Genomic DNA, 25,163 nt, shown 5'->3' with positions numbered 1-25,163 from the left:
CTTCTGGAAAGATGTAACATTAGTCTTAAGCCAGGATAAAGGGTTAATTACAACGTTAGGGGTGTGGTGTAGGGTGGATTCGAAACAGTTGGTGAACGTGTTTCGTCATTTTGCTGAACGGGAATGTCCGGGATCCAGTGTGTTCTATGAGTACTTGGCTGGCCATATAGCCGATGATGAAGAGCTGCTGCAAGTCGCTGCGTATGTTCCTGCAGGCCAGCCTGTCCCCAATATGCTGTTTGGCGCCGTCCAATATTTGCTGCTGCAGGGTGAGGGGCCGGATCTGAGGGCGTATTACCCGGGTCTAGTGGAGCATCCGAAGGAAATGAGCTCCTGTTATCCCTATTTTCGTTCATTTGTGCTGAAGCATCAGGCAGCCATTATCCGGATCCTGGAGAGTAAACGGGTACAGACGAACGAAGTCCGCCGCTGTGCGTATTTGTACCCGGTGTTCTGCTCGATCTATGATAAGGTCCGTAAGCCGCTTGCCTTGGTGGAGCTTGGAACCAGTGCCGGATTGCAGCTGCTGTGGGATCAGTACAGCTACTCCTATGGAGACGCGATTCGTTACGGCCTAGCGGGGTCGAAGGTTCATATTACATCGGAGATCAGGGGAGGTCGGATGCCGTTCCTGCCAGCTTCCATTCCCCCGGTGGTCTATCGGATGGGGATCGATCTGCATTTGAATGACGTGCGGAACCCGGAGCACTTTTTGTGGCTGCGGTCTTTAATCTGGCCGGGTAATCACGACAGGGTATCCATGCTGGAGCATGCGGCGGAGGTATTGAAGCAGCAGTCCGGGATACAGTTCCGGGAAGGGGACGGCACCGACCTGCTTCCCGATATCGTGAAGGGCATCCCTGAGGAGGCCGCCATTTGCGTATTTCATACGCATGTGGCTAATCAGATCCCGGAGGCATCCAAGCAAAAGCTGCTGCATCACTTAAATGAAATCGGAAGGGTTCGCGATATCGTGCATGTCTACAACAATATGCAGGATGGCGATCTTCATGCGGACTATATCCTTGGGGGCGTGCGAAGCGAGTTTACGGTCGCGCGGACGGATGGGCATGCTCGCTGGTTCCAGTGGCTGTTGTGAATTGGGAATAGTGCCGTTAGCTTGATTGAAGAAGCACAGCGAATCGTGTGGTGCCTGCCATTGTTCCGTGTGAGGTGACGGCGAGCAAGCGAGCCTGGAAATCAGCCGAATCAAGGCTGTACGTATGGAAGTCGCAGCTGTTCATCCGGTCTGTTTTTTTCTTGGGCAAGTCTATGTCATAATAGGGGAGATGGAATAATAAGCGCTTAAATTCAAGGAAGCCAAAGGAGGAAGTTGGGATGGATTATCGTATTGAGAAGGATACCCTGGGTGAGGTTAAAGTGCCTGCGGATAAGCTATGGGCAGCGCAGACACAGCGCAGTTCCGAGAATTTCCGGATTGGAACCGAAACGATGCCGAAGGAAATCATTCGGGCGTTTGCGATATTGAAGAAAAGCGCGGCTATCGTGAATGGCAAGCTCGGCAAGCTGGAAGCAGACAAGGTCGATGCCATTACGACCGCCGCCGATGAGATTGTGGCCGGCAAGTGGGATGAGCACTTTCCGCTGGTGGTTTGGCAGACCGGCAGCGGCACGCAGTCCAATATGAACGTGAACGAAGTCATTGCGAATCGGGCCAATCAGCTGCTTGAGCAAAAAGACAGCGCCCTGCGCGTTCATCCCAACGACGACGTCAACAAATCCCAAAGCTCTAACGATACGTTTCCGACAGCGATGCACATGGCCGCGGTCGTGGCCGTGGAAGATCATGTGCTGCCCGCGCTGCGCCGCTTGAAGAAAACGCTCGAGAAGAAAAGCGATGAATATAAGGATCTGATCAAAATCGGCCGCACGCATCTTCAAGATGCCACACCGCTGACCCTCGGACAGGAAATCAGCGGCTGGCACCGGATGCTCGAGAAGTGTGAATTGATGCTGGCTTCCGCCGTAGAACCGCTGCGTGAGCTGGCTATTGGCGGTACTGCCGTCGGCACCGGCATTAACGCACATCCGAAATTCGGAGAAATGACGGCTGCTGAAATCAGCATGCAAATTGGAAAAAGCTACACGTCAGCCAGCAACAAGTTCCATTCGCTGACCAGTCATGACGAGATTGTATTTGCCCATGGGGCGCTGAAGGCGCTGGCTGCCGATCTGATGAAGATCGCCAACGACGTTCGCTGGCTGGCAAGCGGTCCCCGTTCCGGGATTGGCGAGATCTCGATCCCTGCCAACGAACCGGGTAGCTCGATCATGCCGGGGAAAGTGAACCCAACCCAGAGCGAGGCACTGACGATGGTAGTCTGCCAAGTGATGGGCAACGATGCCACGATCGGTTTTGCAGCAAGCCAGGGTAATTTTGAGCTAAACGTCTTTAAACCGGTCATCATCTATAACTTCTTGCAGTCCGTACGCCTGCTGTCGGATGCGATGGATTCATTCGACCAGAATTGCGCGGTCGGCATCGAAGCCAACCTTGACGTTCTCCGTACGAACATGGAGCGGTCGCTGATGCTGGTGACAGCGCTGAATCCGCATATCGGATATGAGAATGCAGCGGCCATCGCAAAAAAAGCGCATAAAGAAGGGACAACGCTTCGCGAGGCGGCTCTGGCAAGCGGGCTGTTAAGCGGAGAGGATTTTGACCGGATCGTTCGTCCGGAAGAAATGATCCATCCGAAGGAGTAAGGGCGTATGTTTGGAGCTTGATCGGAAAACATGCCTCGGTTGACCCAAAACCCATTTCACCACGGTGAAATGGGTTTTGGTTTTTAGATTTTTTCTTTTCCCAAGCTCCGCAGCGGTTATAATAGGGTGTCAGGATATTGACCATGATTGATAAACCATTTGCATGAAGGACGGATGATAACTTGAAGAAACATCAGTGGATCGCCACGCTGCTCTCTCTGATATGCACCGGGCTCGGGATGTTTTATATCGGGACGCCGGGTATGATTATAGGCGGAACGATGCTTATGGCGTTTCAGGGAGCGGCTTTGTTTATTTTTTTCATGACATTGGGATTTTTGGGCCTGATTATTGGTCCGCTCGCTATTGGACTACATATTATAGGTCTGATTATACCGGTTATTTATTTCAACTACCGATCACCAAAGAAACCGATGTTCGACGAGAAGCGGAAGCGCCAACTCGCCTCTCCTTGGAAAATCGTCTTGCGGACGGTGATTGGACTTGCCCTGTTCGCCGGGTCCATCTACGCGGGGTATACCTGGGGATCGGCTCCGTTCATGAAGACGGCCGCCGAGAAACGAGAGGTCCAGGAGGCGGCAGAGTCCTATTTGGAACAGAAGTACAACGAACCCTTTAAAGTTACGAACGTGGACTATACCTGGGCCATCGGCTCATACAATCTGAGAGCCCATCCGGTACAGTCGCCTGAGCTGGAATTCACGCTTAGCAGCAATGAAGCCAGCCCTCCCAGCATATCGAATGATACATATTTGAATCTGCTGTGGGGACAGCAGCTGAGAGACCGGCTGAAACCACTGCTGGCTGAACTTTATCCGGACCAGGCGTTTGCGAATGCTTATGTTAACTCCGATATCGACACCATCGAGCGTGATTATAACCAACTCGCAAATACCGACGGGGATATCAGTCAGAATATCAGTTTAATCGTATTCGCGGATCTGACGGCAGACAATCTGGCGCAAGAGAAGCAACGGGTGCTGGAGCTGATTCGGCGGCTGCCTTCGGTGGCGGTACCGGGGGAGACGGACCTTCACATTGAATATTATGGGGCGGATTTGAAGACGCCGGACCGTGTGAAGAAGCTAGAGCAGGATTTTGATATGAATGGGAAGCAGAGCACCCATATTTTCAGAGAGTTTGATATTTCGAAAATCACGTCCACGGATGACATTGAAATCAGAGGACTAGATTGAGAAGTATGGAAAAATTGAAGGATTGGATTGCCTCTATTCCGATTAAAAGCCAGGCGGAGTTCGTGACTCTGCCTGGCTTTTTCAAGTATTCGTTAGGGGAAATGGGAGCTTCAGCGCTGGGACAGATGAATGATGCGCCCTTTCTGGGTCTGCATCATGGTCAGCTTCAGATTTAAGGCTGTGGCCATGTCTCGGACAGGTACGTAGAGGGTATTCTTGATGAAAAGAGGGCCGTTGTACTTGCTCTCATCAAGCTTGCAATGATCCGATTCCTCGGGGCATAGCTTGGCCGGCTTATAAATATCGATATCGTTCACGTTCATCTCTTGCGTTGCCCGCCGAACGATCGTATACCCCCATCTGTCGTTGCCCCATATCGATACCGGGGGGCTGTTCGCAGCCTTCACGTCATATTGATGAAAGTTGTCCAACTCCTCCTTCAGCGTATAGGAAATTTCATACCCCATTGCATCGGCTAAGGACTTGAGCGGGACGTACGCTTTGCCTTTGTGAACAAGAACGCTAGTCATGGGGGTGCCTGCTGCCTTCACGGAATAGTTCTCTGCATCGTTAGCGGCTGCTTGTTCGCTGTTCCAGATTAGCGAAGCGGCCAGCAGGACACTTGTCAGCGCGAACAGCGATATTCTTCTGAATTTCACGATCATCATAACCTCCTTCCGTTTTTCGAATGGGTATAGGCATCCAAATCTAGGGGCCTATCTATAATATAAACCCTTTTTCAGGACATTTGGTTAGTTAAAATCCTGCTTATTGGAGCTGACCATATCCTACATGCTCACGGTGTTTTTCGCATCCCGATAACCGGACAGTTTGTTTACGAAGAACGTAATCAGGAACGAGCAGAGCATGCTGGCTGCCATGGAGATCAGGAAGCCAATGGTGTTATTCGATGTGATGGGACCGATAAAGGAAGGCACGTAGGCGGTTCCCCGAACGCCGAATAAACCGACGAGCATGCCGCCAAGACCTGCGGAAGCAATCGCTCCAGCAAACACGAGTTTGTTCGAAAACATGAAGGGATAGGCGGCTTCAACGAAGGTGCCAAAACCCATATTGATAGCAAACCCGGGAGCCGCTACGGCCGCTTCTCCCTTATCCCGCGGGGCGATAATGTTGGCCAGCGTGATTCCTGCGGACACCATCACCAGACCGACCATATCCACCGCGCCGAGGAAGCTGTTGCTTGTTGTCTCCATCTCCAGCAGTACAATTGGCAGGATGGCCGCATGATAAACGCCGCCAATGATCGCGGGCCAGATCAGCAGGCCTGCAATCAATCCGGCTATAGCCGGGCTCCAGGAGACAAGCGTTTCGATCAGGAAGCGGATGCCTTGCCCTGCACTCAGCGCAATCGGTGCAATGAGGAAGTAAACCAGCAGACCGGCAATCAGTCCCGATATACCGCCTGCAACAATGTTGACCGTGGTTGCGGGGAAACGCCACTCCACGCACTGACGGAATATGTAATGGACGATGATACCTGCGCCAATTCCGCCAATGATGCCTCCGATAATGCCCCCCTCGACGGAGAGGACACCTGCCACGATGCCTGCCACGATGGATACCTCGTCCAGTTCGGATACCTGTTTGGCAGCGATCACAGCAACGATGACCGGCAGCGCCTTAATCAATAGATCAAACACTTCGGTCAGCGAGGATAACCCCGGGATTTTGCTGACTGCGAGAATCAGGGCCATGCCGATAAACCCGGGGAGGGATGCCATCATAATGCCCCGAATATTGATGCGCCGCCATGGCGACGAGCTTCCGGACGCTCCGTGAAGGTTCGCGGCTGCATTTCCGATGACCGGCCGATACGTTAGTCGCCAATGCTTGCTGAGGGAAGTAACAAAGGTGACCGCGCGGGTTCGGTTGGTGGTTCCGGTGGTACCCGAAGCGGCGATGACATGCGCGCCTTTGGTTTGGATGATGGCCATGGAAGCTCCGCCAGTACCGGTCACTGGCAATCGGAACTTGGCAGCAGCCTCAATGGCGTGCCGGTTGCTGCCCTCAGGGTCGGCACTCATAACGATGATGCCGTCAATCTCGCCGAGTTCAATCTGCTCGGCAATCTCCCGGTCCAGCCGTTCAGCCGCCTGATTGACCTGCTTAAGAGTGCCCTCGGCAATAACGATGGGCTCCCCTTGAGAAATGCTCCAGCTGTAAAGCGCGGCGGGCGTTGTATCCTTGGCTGCATCCATGGAGACCTGGGCAGCAATAAACTGCAGCGCCCCGCAGGACAGGCCTGCGCTCTCCAGCTGCATCAATATCTCATCCAGCAGCTTGCGCGGGTCTTTGCCGCCGAGATTGTACAGATTGCCCCCGCTGCTCCCAATGATAGCGATTTGACGATTCATGACTTGCTGCCCCCCATATGTATAAAATTCGATTATTTCTATATTACAGCAGAGTTATAACTTGTTAAAGTGTTAAAATGCCATTCCGGTATACGAAAAGCCGCCATGCATAACCCGGTAAGGCTGCATGGCGGCTTGGCTATCTGTTATCTATTCGTTGTTTTCGCTTGCAGCTGCGACGGCAGCTGCCTCTTCCGCTGCTGTTTCGGCTGTTTCTTTAACAATTTGCAGCTTCGTGTAGCGGTGGGTCTTCTTCTCGATGATGGTAAACGTCAGTTCACCGTAAGTCCATGTATCGCCTTTGGCAAGCTCGGAGTTATGTCCGTACAGCCAGCCGCCGATCGTATCCAGGTCATCGGTGCTCAGGTCGATGTGAAGCAGATCGTTGATCCGGTTAATGGATACCTTGCCGTCGGCAATAATGCGGTTCGGCTCAGGCTGGGTCAACTCGCGTTCTTCATCCTCGTCGAATTCGTCGCGGATTTCGCCGACGATCTCCTCGAGAATATCCTCGATCGTGATCATCCCCGAGGTGCCGCCGTATTCATCGATCAGGATGGCCATATGCGTGCCTTCCTGCTGCATTTTCCGAAGCAATTTCTTGATCGGTATCGCTTCGGATACCGTCATGGCCGGATGAATCAGCTTGGTCAAGTCGATGTTGGAATTGTCATCAAACTCCAGAAAGAACTGCTTGGTGTTCACCATGCCGACGATCTGGTCCTTGTCACCGCGTACAACCGGAAAACGGGTGTACTGCTCGCGCTTGATGATCTGCAGATTAGTGGCAAGCGGCTTATCGACATACAGGCAGATCATATCGGTACGGGGTACCATAATTTCTTTGGCAAGCATATCATCAAAAGCAAAAATTCGGCTTACATAACCGTATTCAGCTTGGTTGATCTTTCCGCTCTCATAACTGTCGCTCAGAATCATGCGGAGTTCTTCTTCCGAGTGAGCTTCCTCGTGCTCACTGGCGGGATGCATGCCGAACAGACGAACGATTTTGTTGGCGGATCCGTTCAGCAACCAGATGAACGGGTACATGATCCGGTTAAACCAGATAATAGGTGTCGCACAGAGGAACGACACGGCTTCCGCTTTATTAATAGCAATCGTCTTTGGCGCAAGTTCACCGATAACGACGTGAATATAAGTCATGATAATAAATGCAAGCAAAAACGAGATTAGCGATCCGATGGCCGCAGGAATTGCAAAGCTATCAAACACCGGGTGAAGAATTTTCTCGATGGTCGGTTCCCCGAGCCAACCAAGACCGAGCGCCGTGATGGTAATTCCCAGCTGACACGCGGACAGATATCCATCCAGATTCGAAGTTACCTTTTTGACGGCAAGCGCGCCTTTGCGCCCTTCCATTACCAATTGGTCTACCCGGCTGGGGCGAAGTCTTATGATAGCAAATTCCGTCATAACGAAAAAAGCGGTAGCTGCGATAAGCACAGCGACTAAGAATAAATTTAAGCCTATACTGTCATCCAAACAAAACACATCCTTTTTTATCTGATCCGAATTAGTTTTTTATTAACCATCACTTACTATACATGGCTGTCAACATAATTCGACCGGAATTTTAAAGGGTCTAGTTTCATGTGCTTTAGGAGCAGAAACATATCGGTATCCGTGCGGCATGTAACGTTATGCAAGGAAAGCAGAGACACATGGAATTTTGACTCCAGCATCAACCGAACGGGTTCCGGGCTCTTGGGCACCGGCGTTGGCGATGGAAGAGTCCCTTCAGACGCTTCCATTCCCTGCGTAGCAGCAGCGGAATCGGAAATGTCCACCAGGGGGACATGCGTAAAGGAAGCAATCAGAAGAAGGCCAAGTGTTGAACATATAATTCTGTTTATCCTTCGTATGGGGTCCAAGTCGGATCGTCACTCCTACAATTCATAATCGATTTGTTCATAAAAAATATATGGCTTAATTGTCAGCGTATGAGTATGAGTCATTTAAGTTGTTGTACGTAATTTCACCACGAATGCGGGTTTCAAAACAAGGTATATTGCTAAGATTATAAAATTTATAGTTTTCAGCGAAGCGTAAGCAACTCTTTAATCGCATTTATAGTTTTGGGGTCCCCGCAAAGTATTTGGAATAAGCATCGAAGCATAGGCTCCACTTTGTGGGGCTATTTTATTAATCATAAGAAAAAGTAAGCCACTATGTCAAATAACCGTCGCCCTCGGGTTAAAAAACCTTATGCATCAAGGGATGCCGGCGATTCTCTTCCAAACACAAAAAAGGACATCCCATTCGATTTATCGAAAGAGTTGTCCTATTAAGCAACGGGCTATTTATGGTATGGCAGCTGTTTGATATAGCTGTCCGACAGATGGAGCAGCTGCAGCGCGCGTTCGAATTCTTCCTTGGTCGCCTGGGTCCTCTTCTCGTCCGCGTTCGGAAGCGGATGCTTGGTTCCATCCTCAAAGCCGATTCCCGGGATGTACAGGGTCGTATTGTTAATAAAGGTACCGGAAGGAAGGTAATACCGTTCCGGCAGCAAGTTATTATCGGTGTTGTTTAACAGATCCTGGCCGAAATGAAGCTGATTGTCCATCGATACGCCGAGCAGGTTAGCGACCGTTGGCAAGAGGTCGATCTGCCCGCCGACTTGCTCCTTGACTTCCGGCTGAAGGCCTTTTCCATGGATCATAAGCGGGATATTGATCATATCGCCGGAGTTATAATCACGGCCATAAATTTCGTGCATCAGCTCTTTATCCTTGTTGTCCAAGGAATAAATCGGCAGTCCGAGGTGGTCTCCGTAGAGAACAATCAGGCTGTTATCCCACACGCCGTCTTTCTTCAGCTGCTCAATGAATTTACCAAGCGCATCATCGGCGTAATTCTGCGAACGGATGTAGTCGCCGACGAAGGTGCCTTCATAACGCTCCGGCAGCGTCATCCGATATTTATCTTCAGGAATCGTGAACGGATGGTGAGCCGACATGGAAATGACATGGCTATAGAACGGTTTATCGGCTTCGTTCATCTTCTTCAGCTCGGCTGCGGTTTTGGAATACAGGGCATCATCCGAGGCACCGAAGAACAGCTTATCTTCATCGCCGAAGAATGCTTTATCGTAATAACGGTTGAAACCGAGCGCCTTGTACAGCTCTCCACGATTCCAGAATTCCACCACATTGGTGTGGAAAGTGGCGGTATCATAACCTTCCCCTTGCAGCAATCTCGGCAGGCTTGGCAGAACTCTGTCGGCATAATGCTGCGTTGCCGCTCCCCGCGGTGGAATGTAGAAGGATGTATTCACCACAAACTCGGCATCCGAGGTATTACCTTGGCCGACATTCTGGTAGAAGTTCGGGAAGTATTGGCTCTCGCGGGCCAGCTTGTTGATGTTAGGGGTAATTTCCTTGCCGTCAATCTTGAGGTCGACCAGGAACTCCTGGAAGGACTCCATCTGGATAATGATCAGGTTCTTCCCTTTGGCGACACCTGAGAGCAGGGCTTCCTGATCAGCCGCCTTGAGGCCCTTCAATCCGTTGACTTTAGCCTGCGTGATGGTCTTGGCATCCACAAGCTCTTTGTTTTCCTGCTGGAAAATCGTATAGGCCTCATAGTTAAGAATGCCCATCTCCTGCGCCTTCACGATTTCGTTCATGCTTGCGCGGTTCGGCATAATCTGGAACAGGCACAGCATTAAAGAGACAACGAAAACAATAGGGATAATCTTGCGCTTTTCCTTCTTGGCATGCCGAATCTTCCATTTTTTGACGCGGTCACTTCGCCATAATAGAAAAAACATACCGATGATATCCGTGAAGATCAGCAGATAGTAAGGGTCCATCAAGGAGAATACGCTATTGCTTACCGCGGTTACCTGATTGACCTGCTCCAGCGCGTGATACGTAACAATGACACCGTAATATTTATAATACATAATGGCTGCGAAGAATATGGCGGTCAGCAATAAGTTAACACTCATATAGGCGGCGAGCTTTCGCTTGGAAGCGAACCATTCGATTAAGCTGAATGCAAGCCAAATAAAAGGAATTTCCGTAATGAGCGGCTTCCATGGCATGACATCATCAAAAATGACCATCCAGGCCAGGTAGCTTTTGAGCAGCATAATGACAGAGAAAAATATAAAAGGCTTCGTAATCGTTAACCGAAACCGCGAGGTGGAAAACACCTGTATCGCCTTCCTTTCAATGCCGCGGTATACCTAATTCTAGAACTCCAGCGGCCATTCGTTATTTAAGAATCGATAGACGTTATTCTTACTGTTGATATACATTCCGTATACCGTTTATTTTACAAAACTAATGAACAGAACTTATTATGACCTCTTCGGAGGAGGTTGTCAAAGAGTTAAAGTAAGTCCCCAAGCTTCTTATAACAACATAAAATAGACAGCCAAAAAAACCGGCCATCGCCGGTTTTGTCAGGGTCTCAGCAATATTAATAAAGAAAGGACATAATCAGTGGTGCGGTTCCTAGGGTGAAGAGAGCGGCAACGATCATCGAAATGCTGGAGATCGTCCCCGAAAGGGAGCTGAATTCGAATGCCTTGGAGGTGCCGGTTCCATGGGCGCTGGTTCCAAACAGCACACCTCTTGCGATATCGCCCCGAATCCGGAAGATCCGCATGACGGCCGGTCCGATCATGGAGCCTAGAATCCCGGTCATAATGACAAAAACGGCGGTCATGTTCGGCACCCCTCCAATGACCTCCGAGACGTTCATGGCAATCGGCGTTGTTATGGAGCGCGGCACGAGACTGGTGGCGAGCGAACTGTTCAGGTGCATCCATTTTGCGAGAAATGCGGAGGATATCATCGCAAGTACCGATCCGGTCAGCACGCTGAGCATAATCTCGGCCGCATGCTTTTTAAGGGTTTGGAAGTTTTTGTACAAAGGCACGGCAAAAGCGATTGTAGCCGGTCCAAGCAGCTTGCTGATCCACTGCGCCCCTTCATTGTATGATTCATAGGATACGCCTGTTTGTGTCAATATCACAACAATTAGTACAGGAGTAATGAGGAGCGGTGACAAATAGACCTTTGGCAGGCGGCGATACAGTTTTTTGGCCCCCCCATAAATCCCGATCGTTAACAATAAGCCGAGAATTACCGTCAACAGGATGTTCATGGTGTTTTTCGCTCCTTTCTGGATGAGATGAAGCCGGCGGTTAGTCCTGAGCTGACCATCACAATGACGGTGCTAAACAAAACCACGGCTAGAATCTGGAGCCCTTCGGCCTCCAGCATCGGGAAATATTTCATGATGCCAACTGCAGCAGGAATAAAGAACAGCAGCAATTCGGCGAGCAGCCAATTAGCGCCAAGTTCGATCCACTCTAGGCGGAGGACTTTGGTTTCGAGAAGTATGAATACTACAACGATTCCGAGAATGCTGCCCGGAATTCCTATATTCAGCCAAGCGGCCAGTTGATCCATCCCTAAGGAAAGAAGCATGAAACCGGCCACTTGGAGCGTTCCTTTCAGCATGTTGATCATGACCGGCCTCCTTTATTTTCATTGGTAATGAAATTTTACAACGATAATTTTCATAGGTAAAATGCATATATCGAATGATATGCATTCCATTTATCTATACATAGAAGAAACCGGAGGGAGTATCGGATGGATATACGACACCTGGAGTATTTTCTTGAGGTAGCGAGGAACCAGAGCTTCACCAAGGCCGCCGAGAAGCTGTATATTACGCAGCCAACGATCAGCAAAACGATTCGCAACATGGAGGACGAGTGGGGCGTAACCTTGTTTTATCGGCAGGGCAAGCGGATTGAGCTGACGGACGCGGGTCATATCATGTATCAGCAGGCTCAGCAAATGGTGGATTCCTTTCAGCGGGTATCGGCCGAGCTGGAGGATCTTATGAACCTGAAGCGCGGACATCTCCGTATTGGGCTTCCGCCTATGGTAGGTTCAAGCTTTTTCCCGGAAGTGATCGGGCAGTTCCACCGGGAATATCCGAAGATTACCATTCAGCTGATTGAAGATGGGGCGAAGAAGGTCGAAGCGGATGTGGAAAGCGGTCAGACGGATATCGGCGTTGCGGTGCTGCCGGTCAATGAGGATGTATTCCATTATTATTCCTTTGTCAAAGAGAAGCTGAATTTGCTCGTCCATCCTTCTCACCGGCTCGCAGACAGAGATCATGTGCACCTGAATGAGCTTGCTGATGAGGCGTTTGTATTGTTTCGAGAGGACTTTACGCTGCATGACCGGATTATCCGCGAATGCGTCAGCGCGGGCTTCGAGCCAAGGGTGGTCTATGAAAGCTCGCAGTGGGATCTCATCAGCGGCATGGTGGCCGCGAATCTGGGCATCGCACTGCTGCCAGAGACGATCTGTAAGGAAATCGATTCTTCGCGCGTGACGATACTGCCGCTGGATAATCCCTCGATCCCCTGGCAGCTCGGGATGATCTGGAGGAAGGACCGGTACCTGTCCTTTGCCGTCAGGGAATGGATCAGCTTTACACGCGCACTGTTGGGTGAGCATGATTAAGTTTGTTTTAAATTAAAGGACATTTCATACATTTTCACTCCTTGGACATAATATCCATAGTAAGAGAACCCATTTTACAAGCCTTATATCCAAGGAGGAATGACATTCGTGAGTGGCCAAGATCATGATGCTAATAACGGAATAAACCAAGAACGGGCAGGATTTGCCCAAAACCGCGGCGAGACGGAGCGGGAGGATACGCTGACGAACCGCCAGGGACATCCTATTTCGGATAATCAGAATGTGAGAACGGTAGGGAATCGGGGTCCGATGACCCTGGAGAATTATCATTATCTGGAGAAAATCACGCATTTTGACCGTGAACGTATTCCGGAGCGCGTTGTGCATGCAAGGGGGGCTGGAGCTCACGGTTACTTTGAAGCTTACGGGAAAGTGGGCGATGAGCCTGTTTCGAAATATACCCGGGCCAAGCTGTTTCAGGTTGAAGGCAAGCGCACACCGGTGTTTGTCCGGTTCTCCACCGTTATCCACGGCGCCGGCTCACCGGAAACGCTTCGGGATCCGCGCGGGTTTGCCGTGAAATTTTACACCGAAGAAGGCAACTGGGATCTGGTCGGCAACAACCTGAAAATATTTTTTATCCGTGATCCGCTCAAATTTCCGGATATGGTCCATGCGTTCAAACCGGATCCAGTATCCAACGTTCCGGGTCCAGTCGGCATGTTCGACTTTGTATCCCGTTCCCCGGAAGCGACGCATATGATCACGTTTGTCTTCTCCCCATGGGGCATTCCGGCTAACTACCGCCAAATGCAGGGCTCTGGTGTGAATACATACAAATGGGTCAATGCAGAGGGCAACAGTGTGCTGATCAAATATCACTGGGAGCCGCTTAAGCAAGGCATTAAGAACCTTACGCAGGAAGAAGCAAACAAGATCCAAGCCATGAATGACAGCCATGCGACACAGGATTTATATGAGGCCATTGAACGCGGGGATTATCCGGAATGGGAGCTATGCGTTCAGATTATGAGCGATGATGAGCATCCGGAGCTGGAATTCGATCCGCTTGATGCAACCAAGCTGTGGCCGGAAGATCAATTCCCGTTCCTGAAGGTAGGCAAAATGGTGCTGAACCGCAATCCGGAGAACTACTATAACGAAGTGGAGCAAGCGGCCTTCGGCACGGGCGTGCTGGTGGATGGTCTCGATTTCTCGGACGACAAGATGCTCCAAGGTCGCACATTTTCTTACTCGGATACCCAGCGGCATCGGGTGGGCACCAACTATCTGCAGCTGCCGATCAATGCGCCGAAGAAGCGGGTCGCTACCAATCAGCGCGGCGGGCAGATGTCTTATTACGTGGATAAGGCACCAGGGCAAAGCCCGCATGTGGATTACGAGCCGTCCATGACCGACGGTCTGGTGGAAGCCGCGCAGACAGCGAAGCCGCATCAACCCCATTATAATGCCAACCTCGTCCGGCAGAAGCTGGATCGCACGCTGGACTTCAAGCAGGCCGGGGATACGTATAGAGCCTTTGAGGATTGGGAGCGAAACGAATTGATTAGCAACCTGGTGGGTGCGCTTATCCAATGCGATATTCGGATTCAAGACAAGATGGTGGAATATTTCACGAATGCGGATGAGGATTATGGACGCCGCGTGCGGGAAGGACTCGAGCAGGCCAGAAAGGGCTCGAACGAGAACGTACGGGAGCAGGCGGTAGAGGATGCAAACCGCATGGGCCATGAGGCGGATCCTTACTAAAATTCGCTAGGCCGAGAGCGGTCTCCAGGTTATGATTTGCTATGGCAATAAAGAAAGCCGCCTGCACAGTGATTAATGTGCAGGCGGCTTTACCATTTGAGGTTGTAAAATATTTGCGGAATGTTAAGATGTTGCAAGGAATCAAAACGATACATATCGAATCAACATAGAACCATGGGAAGAGGAGGCTTGCTTTATGGCAATACAAGCGGGAATCATCGGCTACGGCCTGTCCGGGTCGGTGTTTCATGCACCTATCCTGAGAAGCGTGCCGGATTACGAAGTCCACACGGTTGTGTCATCAGATCCGGACAAGGTTCATAAGGATTTGCCTGATACGGCAGTTGTCGATAGCGTGGATGAGCTTTTGTCTAATCCGGATATTGATGTTGTCATCATTACGAGTCCGAATGCAACGCATTACGAATATACCCGGTTAGCCATCGAGGCTGGTAAGCACGTGGTCGTCGAGAAGCCGTTTACCGTAACATCCGCCGAAGCGGATCAGCTGATTGATCTTGCCAAGCAGAAGGGAGTCCTGCTGACGGTATATCACAACCGCCGCTGGGACAATGACTTTCTGACCGTCCGCAATCTGCTGGAGACGGGGGCGCTCGGCAAGCTTTCCATTTATCAGGCACAGTTCAGCCGCTACCGTCCGGAGGTGCAATCGGAGCGGTGGAGGGAACAGGGAAATCCCGGGTCCGGCATTCTGTACGATTTAGGTTCGCATCTGCTTGATCAGGCGCTGTTCCTGTTCGGTCTGCCAGAGACGCTGTGGGCGGATTTGAGAAAGGAGCGCAAAGGGTCCAAAACCCATGATTATTTTCATCTGGTGCTGGGTTATAAAACGTTTCGCGTTATTCTGCATTCCGGTTCGCTGGTCCGGCAAGCCGGCCCGAAATTCGAGCTGCACGGGGATAAGGGAAGCTTCCTGAAGTATGGAACAGACCCACAGGAAGGACAGCTGAAGCAGGGGATGCACCCGGGGGATGCGGGCTGGGGTGAAGACCAGCCGGACCAGTACGGGGAGCTTGCTACCGAGCTGAGCGGGCTTGCGGTTCAGGGCGAGATTGAGACGCTGCCCGGCCGCTACCAGGCCTTTTATCAGGGACTAGCCGAAGCGATTCAGAAGGATGGCCCGTTACCCGTCCAGCCTGAAGAAGCCCACAATGTTATTCGCATGATCGAGTATGCATTGCAGAGTCATCAGAAGGGCCGATTGATCAAGATCACGTGAGATGCCGCTGGATCACGGTATTGTAGTCCTGGTTGGCTAACACATAGTTTGCTCCGATTTGTGGGATATTAGGTGATGCTACCCTTGGTAGGTATTTCATCAGGGGAGTCGATCCATATCACACCAATGAAGGAGAGAGAACGGATATGAAGCAACGTGGTATCCTTCGTCCGGCCCTTATGCTTCTTATGAGCTTGGCGGTGATGCTGTCCATCGCCGGAGCGGCTATGGCGGGCGGAAGCGGTCCGTTTCATTTTGGGTTCAAAAAAAGCGTCAATGGCCAGCTGCCCTCCATCAACGAGGAGGGTTTTAAGGAGCTCCTGAAAAAATACGATGCGATCTTCATGGGCGATGCTGAGCAGAAGGAGCTCTATCTTACGTTTGATAACGGATATGAGAACGGATATACTTCCCGTATCCTGGATACGCTCAAAGAGAAGAAGGTGCCTGCCACCTTTTTCGTGACCGGACACTACGTGAAGACGCAGGAAGATCTGCTGAAGCGGATGACGGCGGAAGGCCATATTATCGGCAACCATTCCTGGAATCATCCGGATGTGACCACGATCTCGGCAGAGAAGCTGACCGAGGAGTTGGAACGGGTGAAGAAGGAGGTTATTCGCATAACAGGTCAGCCGGATATGAAATATTTGCGTACGCCGCGGGGTATTTTCGATGAGCGGTCGCTGGCGACCAGCAAGCAGCTGGGTTACACCAATGTCTTCTGGTCGCTCGCGTATATGGATTGGGACGTGAAGTCCCAGCGCGGTGCGCAGTATGCTTATGATAAGGTAACCGCGCAGCTCCACCCGGGCGCCGTGATCCTGCTGCACTCGATCTCCAAGGACAACACCGAGGCGCTTGGGCGGATCATTGACGAAGCCAGGAATCGGGGGTACGAGTTCAAGAGTTTGGATCAGATGCAGAAGAAAGCCCCGTAAGCATATGTTGCATACAGCGTGCAGAACGCCATCCTGTCAGGATGCCTTCTGCACGTTTTTTTGTTTCGAATGAATTCGGATGCTTCGCTTTCAGGAACGAATGTTTGGTATAATACCCTTCATAGAACATGAACGAAGGAGACCATCATGCCTCATACTATCCAAATATCCGTCAGGCCGCTGGTGGAATACGTCTTTCGCAGCGGCAGCATTACCTCGGGTTTTCGCACGGCGACATCCCTGACCGAGGGAACCCGGGCGCATCAACAGGTGCAGCGCGACTATGGTGAGAATGATCAGAAGGAAGTTCAGCTTGAAGTCGAGATTCCTTACGAGGATCTCATGTTTGTCGTGGAAGGTCGCTGCGACGGTCTGATTCATGAGGAAGAGCGGATCATGATTGACGAGATCAAGTCGACTTCCGGCGATTTGGGCGTGATTACGGAGCACACGTACCCCGTTCATTGGGCACAGGCCCAAATGTACGCCTATATGTACGCCAAGCAGCATGAGATTCCGAAGATGGCGGTGAGATTAACCTACTTCCAGGTCCCGAGCGGAGAGCGGAAGCAGTTTGTACAGGAATGGAGCTTGGATCAGCTGGAATCCTTTGTCTTGGAGGTCGTGGCGGCTTATGCGCCTTATGCCAACCTGCTGCGGGAGCATGGCGAGCGGAGGGACCTGAGCATCCGCGAATTGAAGTTTCCGTTCCCCGCTTACCGCGAGGGACAGCGAAAGCTCGCCGGGGCCGTTTATAAAAGCATCGGGGAAGGACGAAGATTGTTTGCCAAAGCGCCGACGGGCATAGGGAAAACCATATCCACGCTGTTTCCTTCGGTTAAAGCGATCGGCGAGGGCCTGTTGTCGCGGATTTTTTATCTGACGGCCAAGACGATCACCCGAACCACCGCGGAGGAAGCTATGGCGCGTATGGAGCGTCAAGGACTCTGCATGCACACGGTCACGCTGACGGCAAAGGACAAGATTTGTTTCCGTGAAGCGGAAGGCTGCAGTCAGATGGGCTGCGCCTTCTCGGAGGGTTACTACGACCGGATTAACGGCGCCATACTGGACCTGCTCTCGAATGAAACATTGATCACGAGACCCGTTATTGAAGAGTACGCCCGGAAGCATACGGTGTGCCCGTTTGAGTTCTCACTGGATGCCGCGTATGCAGCCGATGCCGTCATCTGCGATTACAACTATGTGTTTGATCCGCGCGTATCCTTTAAGCGGATGCCGGAGGACGTGAAGAAACGCAGCGTGCTGCTCATTGACGAGGCGCATAATCTGGTAGACCGTGCGCGGGGAATGTTCTCGGCCGAGCTGAATAAATCGGCTTTTCTGGAACTGCAACGGGCTTACAAAGAGAGCAATCCCGCGCTTTACAACGCGGCGAAGCGGGTGAATAACCGCTTTAAAGTGCTGCGTAAGGTCAGTGAGGAGGAAGAGCGGATTGTCGGGTCCCAGCAGCCGGAGATGATGGTTGAGCTGCTTGAGGATTTCTCGCTCCAGGCGGAGGCTGAACTGATGACCGGCAAGAGCGGGGATGAGGCCGATGCGCTCCTGGAGTGCTATTTTGCGGTGCAGGGGTACCTGCGCATCTCCAAGCTGTATGACGACCGATTTGTCACGTATGCGGAGATGAGTCAGAGCGAGGTGTTTCTCAAGCTGTTTTGTCTGGACCCCTCCTATTTGCTCCAGCAGGCGGGTAAAAACTACCGCTCCAGCGTATTTTTCTCGGCAACACTCATGCCGCTCGGATATTATCGCGACATGCTGGGAGCAGAGGAAGAGGACTACAGCCTCTCGATTCCCTCTCCCTTCTCCTCCGAGCAATTGGATGTTCGAATTTTGCCGTTATCGACGCGCTTCAAGGATCGGGAGCGCAACAGCGAGGCCATCGTCCGGATGCTGAGTGCGCTGGTTCAGGAAAAGCCGGTAAACACCTTGATCTTCTTGCCGTCTTATCCCTACATGCAGGACATTCATGAGGCGTTTGCCAGAATGAATCCGGGAGCCCGTACTTTGCTCCAGGGGCATGGGATGAGCGAAGAGGAGCGGGAGGCATTCCTGAATGCCTTCCAGGCGGATGCGGAAGATCCGCTGATCGGCTTTGCCGTGATGGGCGGTATTTTCTCCGAAGGCATCGATTTGAAGGGAGAACGGCTTTCGAGCGTCGTGGTCATCGGGGTAGGACTGCCGCAGCTATCTTTCGAGAATGATATCATCAAGGATTATTTTGATCGTACCGGCAAGCGGGGATACGATTACGCCTACGTGTACCCCGGCATGAACAAAGTGCTGCAGGCCGGAGGGCGCTTGATCCGATCGGAGCAGGACAGCGGGACGCTGACGCTCGTCGATGACCGCTTTCTGAATCGACAGTACAGGATGCTGCTGCCGGAGGAGTGGAGGCATTACAGGCGCATCTAATTTTTTCATGAGATGTTGACACCTGGAAATTGGGCACCTATAATACGGATATATTAATTAAGCTGAAGGAGGCTGATGTCAAATGGTTATGATGCATAGTGGATGGGTCGCATTGACGTTGGTCTCTTTGGACGGGAAATTCTAATGGTATAGGGGTATAAGGCATGTAGCTATACTTGTCTTTAACTCCATACTGAAAGAGCCCGCAGGAGACCGTGCTTGGTATCCTGCGGGTTTTTTGTGTCTATGCAAGGGCTTGGTATGACCTTTATCGGCTTGGCCGTACGGGGTTTGATGCCTTCTTCTTGTATATATTCAGATTAGCCGCGGATACAAATCTGCGGTTTTTTTGTGTTTGATAACAACCAATCCAATAAAGATAAGGGGATATAACGAATTTGACTAAACAAGACATGACCATGCTGCAAGCCTATGGATGGAATGAACATTGGAGTTTGATGGCCGGGCAGATCCCGCAGCAGGATAAAGCGCTGGTACCTGCACGCATCACAGCCCAATTCTCGAAGCAGTACCGCATTATTACGCAAGATGGAGAGCAATCCGCGATAGTCACGGGCAAATACGAATACGAAGCGACCAGCAAAAGCGATTTTCCCGCTGTTGGCGATTGGGTCATGGTGGAGCCGCTGCAAGGAGAATCCCGTGCCGTCATTCATCAACTGCTCCCCCGAAAGTCCGCGGTGACGCGCAGGGAAGCGGGAAGCATCCCGGATGAGCAGATCATTGCCGCAAACATGGATACCGTGTTTATCATTAATGCGCTGAACAAGGATTTTAATGTCCGCCGGATTGAACGCTATCTGATTGCGGTCTTGGAGAGCGGAGCCGCACCCGTCGTGCTCCTTACGAAGGCGGATTTATGTGAATCGCCGGAAGATTATGTCGCGCAGGTAGAGGCTGTTGCACCGGGCGTGCCGGTTCATGCGGTGAGCTCCTTGATGGATCAAGGGAAGGAGCAGCTTGGGGAGTATCTGGTGCAAGGGAAAACAATCGCCATTACGGGTACCTCCGGTGCCGGCAAATCGACGCTGCTGAACTGGCTGTCCGGTCAGGAAATGCAGCGGGTTCAAGGGATACGTGAGGAGGACGCAAGGGGACGGCACACGACGACGCATCGAGAGCTCTTTGTGCTGCCGGGAGGCGCGATTATGGTGGATACGCCGGGCATGCGGGAGCTGCAGCTGTGGGATTCGGAAGAAGGGTTTGAGGCAACCTTTGCGGACATTGCCACGCTCGCCCAGCAGTGCCGGTTCTATGATTGCCGTCATGAGACGGAGGCCGGCTGTGCGGTCCGGGAAGCACTGCAGGACGGAACACTGGATGCGAAACGATACGCGAATTACAAGAAGACGGAGCGGGAGCTCGCCCATATCGCCCGTAAAGAGAGGGTCAGCACTCGCCGTCAGAATAAGAGTTCAGGCAAGACCTCACGGAAGAGCGACAGAGACCGCAAGGGTACGTACCAGCAGCTCCTGTACGATGACGAATAATGGATGTTACGGGAGGTCCGGAGTCGATTTGACTTCGGCCTTCTTTCGGGTATATAGTTAGGTAACCAAATAAATTGGCAGACTATCTATTTATTGAAGCGGTTGCAGAAAAGAGGTGGACCATGGCAGAGGATAAGCATCCAGATTTACATCATGAGAACAACGGGAAAGAGGAAAAGGAATCGCGAGCAGGGCTGTGCATGAAGGGTGGCAGCCGAGAAGATAGCGTCGCCGGCAGGCTCTTATACAGCATTCGCATGTTCCACAAGCAGGAATGGGACCAGCACTTGATTTCCGGCTATACGCCCGGCGAGATCCGCGTTCTGATGGGACTCAAACATCATATCGAGCCTGATGGTCCTGGCATGAAAGTGTCCGAAATCAGCAGCATGATGAATGTTACGTCACCGACGATCACCCAATTTATTAACGCTCTCGAGAGCAAGGGTCTGGTGGAGCGGGTGATGGATGTGCAGGATCGACGTGCGGTTCGCGTACAGCTTACCGAGGAAGGGCACCGCGTTGTCCAGGAAACCTATCAGAACGTCAAGAACAATTTTAACGAGCTGGTGGATTTTCTAGGCGAAGAGGACAGCGTCAAACTGACGGAGCTGTTAACGAAGGTGTATCATTTTCACGAGCAAAAACGCAAAACGAATGAAACGACATCAGACAACGAGTAGGGGTGGGGGATTTGTTAAAACTGTTTCATTACATGAAACCGTACCGGACCGCGGTCATTTTTGTCCTGCTGTTCACATTTTTCCAATGTCTGTCTGATCTGTACCTGCCGACTTTGATGGCAGACATTGTGGATTATGGCATCGTTGAGGGAGATGTGCCTTACATTTGGCGTGTGGGCGGCTTTATGCTCCTGGTAGCAGCAGGGGGCATGGTGTGCTCTATTGCCGCGAGTTATTTGGCTTCCAAATCCGCTACGGGATTCGGGAAGATTGTTCGGGGACGCGTCTTTTCCCATGTAGAGAATTTCACGCTGCAGGAATTCGACAAGATTGGTACGGCATCCTTGATTACCCGTACAACGAACGATATTACGCAGGTACAGCAGGTCACGATCATGATCCTTCGCATGATGGCGATAGCACCGATGATGTGTATCGGGGGCATTGTGATGGCCGTGTCGAGAGACCCGGGACTGACGACGGTGCTTCTGATCGTCCTGCCGATTCTGGCACTGGCTATTTTTCTTATCGCGAAAAAAGGGATTCCGCTCTTCAAAGCGATCCAGGTGAAGATTGATACGCTGAGCCGCGTGCTGCGGGAGAATCTGACCGGAATCCGGGTCATCCGTTCCTTCAACCGGATGGACCATGAAACCGTCCGCTTTAACGACGCGAACGAGGACCTGACGGCCACCTCGATCAAAGTCAATAAAATCATGGGGGCGATGATGCCTGTCATGATGCTGGTTATGAACTTTGCCACGCTGGCGATTGTCTGGTTCGGAGCCCACCGCATAGAGGGCGAATATATGAAGGTCGGCGACCTTATGGCATTTCTCCAATACGCGATGATGATCATGTTCTCGCTCATCATGTTATCCGTTATGTTTGTCATGATTCCGCGTGCACAGGCATCGGCGGTTCGGATCAATGAGGTGTTGAACATGATGCCGGAGATCCATGATCCGAAACAGCCGAGCGATGCCGGCGTGGAGCACGGATCGATTGAATTTCAGGATGTAACCTTCTATTATCCGGGTGCGGAGGAACCCGCCATTTCGGATATTTCCTTCCATGCCGGGCCGGGTGAAGTCACGGCGATCATCGGCGGAACCGGCTCGGGTAAATCGACGCTGATCAGCTTGATCCCTCGCTTCTATGACGTGACATCGGGGCGGATTCTCGTCAACGGTACGGATATCCGGGACATGATGCAGGAGGACCTGCGGGGCCGGATCGGATTCGTGCCGCAGAAGGCGCTGCTCTTCACCGGTACCATTGCGGAGAATATCCGCTACGGTAAAGAAGATGCAACAGACGAGGAGATCCGGCATGCAGCGAAGGTTGCTCAGGCCGCCGATTTCATCTCCTCCATGGAGGGCGGATACGATGCCGAGATTTCGCAAGGCGGCAGCAACGTATCCGGCGGTCAGAAGCAGCGGCTCTCGATTGCAAGGGCGCTGGTTCGACGGCCCGAGATTTATGTGTTTGATGACAGCTTCTCGGCGCTGGATTTCAAGACGGATGCCAATCTTCGGGCAGCGCTCCGCGAGGAAACGACGGAAGCTACCGTTCTGATTGTCGCTCAGCGGGTAAGCACCGTCATGGACGCTGACCGGATTATCGTGCTGGATGAGGGACGCATTGCCGGCATCGGCACGCACGAGGAGCTCATGGCTTCCAGCGATGTGTACCGCGAAATCGTTACCTCGCAGCTGTCAGAGGAGGAGATCGCATGAGTGAGAAGAAACGGGGAGGACATCCCCGGGGACCTGGCGGTCCCTTTGGCGGCCCGCACGGGCCCGGAATGGCGGGGGAGAAAGCCAAGGATTTCAAAGGCACGTTTCGCCGGTTAACGCGATATCTTAAACCGCATACCGGCAAGCTGATGATCGTTTTGATTGCAGCTATTCTCAGTACGATATTCAGCATCGTGAGCCCGAAAATATTGGGGGATGCGACCACGATCCTGTTCAAGGGCTTCATGGCCAAGATGCAAGGCGTGCCGGGGGCCGGGATCGACTTTGACGCTATTCGGACGATCATGCTCTGGCTTGCAGGCTTATATCTCTTAAGCTCTCTATTTGCATACATCCAGCAATATGTTATGGCTGGCGTGGCCCAGCGGACCGTGTATGATTTGCGTAAGGATGTTTACAACAAACTCGGCCGTTTGCCGCTGAAATATTTTGACGCTCGGACGCATGGGGAAACGCTGAGCCGGGTGACCAACGATATGGACAATATCAGCAGTACGCTGCAGCAGAGCCTGACGCAGATGATTACCTCCGTTGTCACGCTGGTCGGCGTCATCGTCATGATGCTCACGATCAGTCCACTGCTGACGTTGGTGGTTATTCTGACCTTGCCGCTTAGCGTGGTGGTCACCATTGTGGTTGCCAAGCGTTCGCAGAAGCATTTTGTGGCTCAGCAGAAGCATTTGGGTGAGCTGAACGGACATGTGGAAGAAATGTACACGGGTCATAAGGTCGTGAAGGCCTTTGGCCGGGAACGACAATCCATGGAGCAATTTGATGAGGTCAACGACAAGCTCTATGATGCCGGGTGGAGAGCCCAGTTTATATCGGGTACCATTATGCCGCTGATGGGTTTTGTCGGAAATATCGGTTATGTGATCGTCAGTGTCGTCGGCGGCGTGCTCGTTACCCGCAGAGCGATTGAGATCGGGGATATTCAGGCATTCATCCAATATTCACGCCAATTCACGCAGCCGATTACCCAGCTTGCCAATATCGCGAACGTCATTCAATCCACCGTCGCATCGGCAGAGCGCGTATTTGAAGTGCTGGATGAGGAAGAAGAAGTATCAGAGCATACAGCTCCGGCAGCGCTCAAGAAGCCGCTTGGCGATGTGTCTTTCGAGAACGTGAGTTTCGGCTATAAAGCGGACCAGCTTCTGATCGAGGAAATGAATGTGGACGTGAAGCACGGGCAGACGGTCGCCATCGTCGGACCGACCGGTGCCGGGAAAACCACGCTCATTAATCTGCTGATGCGGTTCTATGAGCTGAATAAGGGCAAGATTACGATAGACGGCACGGATATTACCGCTCTTCGGCGCGGCGAACTCCGCAGCCTGTTTGGAATGGTGCTGCAGGATACATGGCTCTTTAACGGGACCATCCGGGATAATATCGGATATGGACGCGAAGGCGCCACGGAACAAGAGATCATCCGAGCGGCGGAAGCGGCTCACGCGGATCATTTCATCCGGACGCTGCCGGACGGCTACGATACCGTTCTGAACGAGGAGGCCTCTAACATATCGCAGGGGCAGAAGCAGCTTCTTACGATTGCGCGTGCCATTCTGGCTAATCCATCGATTCTGATCCTCGACGAGGCAACCAGCAGCGTGGATACCCGAACGGAGCTCTATATCCAGAAAGCGATGAATGAGCTGATGAAGGACCGCACCAGCTTTGTCATCGCGCATCGACTGTCCACGATCCGGGATGCGGACCTGATTCTGGTCATGAACAAGGGCAGCATTATTGAGCAGGGAACCCATGAAGAGCTGCTGTCTCAAGGCGGCTTCTATGCGGACCTGTATAACAGTCAATTCAGTGACCAGCATGAAGCTGGATAGCGAGGCAAAGAATGTAATAATAAGAGAAGAGACCCATCCGCGTGCGGAGTGGGTCTTTTTTTGGGGTTATTAATCATAGGTTTTAGTAGGTTGAGAGCAAGCTGGCAGGCATATTTGTTATTGCATTTTCATATGGTTCTTTTATAATGATGTTTATGTTTATATCTTTAA

The 25,163-nt window shown here is 51.8% G+C and carries 18 protein-coding genes; 12 read left to right on the top strand and 6 right to left on the bottom strand.

The features are described 5' to 3' along the window. The first annotated feature begins 73 nt into the window (after positions 1-73). The 3 genes from MKY82_RS32125 (at position 74) to MKY82_RS32115 (ending at position 3,944) form a co-directional block, all read left to right on the top strand. Positions 74-1,099 carry a DUF2332 domain-containing protein gene (locus tag MKY82_RS32125; protein WP_339295076.1) on the top strand — a complete coding sequence of 342 codons (1,026 nt, stop codon included), beginning with the start codon at positions 74-76 and terminating at the stop codon, positions 1,097-1,099. 239 nt (positions 1,100-1,338) lie between these two features. After that, positions 1,339-2,727, top strand: coding sequence for a class II fumarate hydratase (gene fumC, locus MKY82_RS32120; RefSeq protein ID WP_194540010.1), 1,389 nt, complete (start codon positions 1,339-1,341; stop codon positions 2,725-2,727). Between the two features lie 182 nt (positions 2,728-2,909). Further along, complete coding sequence (locus MKY82_RS32115; protein ID WP_339295075.1) at positions 2,910-3,944, top strand: hypothetical protein; 1,035 nt, start codon at positions 2,910-2,912, stop codon at positions 3,942-3,944. Between the two features lie 110 nt (positions 3,945-4,054). Here MKY82_RS32115 and MKY82_RS32110 read toward each other — a convergent pair whose 3' ends face one another. From MKY82_RS32110 to MKY82_RS32085, 6 genes are all read right to left on the bottom strand, one after another. Beyond that, on the bottom strand, positions 4,055-4,609 hold the full coding sequence (locus tag MKY82_RS32110; protein ID WP_339296732.1) for a hypothetical protein: 555 nt from the start codon (positions 4,607-4,609) through the stop codon (positions 4,055-4,057). 123 nt (positions 4,610-4,732) lie between these two features. Next, the gene (locus tag MKY82_RS32105; RefSeq protein ID WP_194540007.1) at positions 4,733-6,322 is read right to left on the bottom strand and encodes a PTS sugar transporter; all 1,590 of its coding nucleotides are present in this window, start codon (positions 6,320-6,322) and stop codon (positions 4,733-4,735) included. 150 nt (positions 6,323-6,472) lie between these two features. Continuing rightward, positions 6,473-7,825 carry a hemolysin family protein gene (locus MKY82_RS32100; RefSeq protein ID WP_194540006.1) on the bottom strand — a complete coding sequence of 451 codons (1,353 nt, stop codon included), beginning with the start codon at positions 7,823-7,825 and terminating at the stop codon, positions 6,473-6,475. Positions 7,826-8,639: 814 nt separating this feature from the next. Next, the gene (locus tag MKY82_RS32095; RefSeq protein ID WP_339295074.1) at positions 8,640-10,499 is read right to left on the bottom strand and encodes an LTA synthase family protein; all 1,860 of its coding nucleotides are present in this window, start codon (positions 10,497-10,499) and stop codon (positions 8,640-8,642) included. A gap of 269 nt (positions 10,500-10,768) precedes the next feature. Next, on the bottom strand, positions 10,769-11,458 hold the full coding sequence (locus MKY82_RS32090) for a CidB/LrgB family autolysis modulator (RefSeq protein WP_071218792.1): 690 nt from the start codon (positions 11,456-11,458) through the stop codon (positions 10,769-10,771). Continuing rightward, the gene (locus MKY82_RS32085) at positions 11,455-11,826 is read right to left on the bottom strand and encodes a CidA/LrgA family holin-like protein (protein ID WP_100541038.1); all 372 of its coding nucleotides are present in this window, start codon (positions 11,824-11,826) and stop codon (positions 11,455-11,457) included. Before MKY82_RS32085 ends, MKY82_RS32090 begins: the two co-directional genes overlap by 4 nt. 126 nt (positions 11,827-11,952) lie before the next feature. On the opposite strand from MKY82_RS32085, the gene MKY82_RS32080 reads away from it, so the two are divergent. The 9 genes from MKY82_RS32080 (at position 11,953) to MKY82_RS32040 (ending at position 24,992) form a co-directional block, all read left to right on the top strand. Next, positions 11,953-12,843: a LysR family transcriptional regulator gene (locus MKY82_RS32080; RefSeq protein WP_071218794.1), complete on the top strand. Its 891-nt coding sequence runs from the start codon at positions 11,953-11,955 to the stop codon at positions 12,841-12,843. 141 nt (positions 12,844-12,984) lie between these two features. Then, entirely contained in the window at positions 12,985-14,574 is a 1,590-nt protein-coding gene (locus MKY82_RS32075; RefSeq protein ID WP_339296731.1) for a catalase, read from the top strand. A 196-nt stretch (positions 14,575-14,770) separates the two neighbouring features. Beyond that, positions 14,771-15,814 carry an oxidoreductase gene (locus MKY82_RS32070; protein ID WP_339295073.1) on the top strand — a complete coding sequence of 348 codons (1,044 nt, stop codon included), beginning with the start codon at positions 14,771-14,773 and terminating at the stop codon, positions 15,812-15,814. A 146-nt stretch (positions 15,815-15,960) separates the two neighbouring features. After that, positions 15,961-16,755: a delta-lactam-biosynthetic de-N-acetylase gene (gene pdaA, locus MKY82_RS32065; RefSeq protein ID WP_339295072.1), complete on the top strand. Its 795-nt coding sequence runs from the start codon at positions 15,961-15,963 to the stop codon at positions 16,753-16,755. Between the two features lie 147 nt (positions 16,756-16,902). Continuing rightward, positions 16,903-19,191, top strand: coding sequence for an ATP-dependent DNA helicase (locus MKY82_RS32060; RefSeq protein ID WP_339295071.1), 2,289 nt, complete (start codon positions 16,903-16,905; stop codon positions 19,189-19,191). Between the two features lie 398 nt (positions 19,192-19,589). After that, positions 19,590-20,702 carry a ribosome small subunit-dependent GTPase A gene (gene rsgA / locus MKY82_RS32055; RefSeq protein WP_339295070.1) on the top strand — a complete coding sequence of 371 codons (1,113 nt, stop codon included), beginning with the start codon at positions 19,590-19,592 and terminating at the stop codon, positions 20,700-20,702. A 122-nt stretch (positions 20,703-20,824) separates the two neighbouring features. Further along, complete coding sequence (locus tag MKY82_RS32050) at positions 20,825-21,385, top strand: MarR family transcriptional regulator (RefSeq protein ID WP_071218800.1); 561 nt, start codon at positions 20,825-20,827, stop codon at positions 21,383-21,385. Between the two features lie 11 nt (positions 21,386-21,396). Then, positions 21,397-23,124, top strand: a complete 1,728-nt coding sequence (locus MKY82_RS32045; RefSeq protein WP_339295069.1) for an ABC transporter ATP-binding protein — start codon at positions 21,397-21,399, stop codon at positions 23,122-23,124. Continuing rightward, complete coding sequence (locus MKY82_RS32040; RefSeq protein ID WP_339295068.1) at positions 23,121-24,992, top strand: ABC transporter ATP-binding protein; 1,872 nt, start codon at positions 23,121-23,123, stop codon at positions 24,990-24,992. The genes MKY82_RS32045 and MKY82_RS32040 overlap by 4 nt, the downstream gene beginning before the upstream one ends. The last annotated feature ends 171 nt before the right edge of the window (positions 24,993-25,163 follow it).

Source organism: Paenibacillus sp. FSL W7-1279, assembly GCF_037969845.1.
GTDB lineage: Bacteria > Bacillota > Bacilli > Paenibacillales > Paenibacillaceae > Paenibacillus_AQ.
The sequence above is the reverse complement of the archived record's forward strand: the minus strand, read 5'-3'. Positions and strand labels throughout refer to the sequence as shown.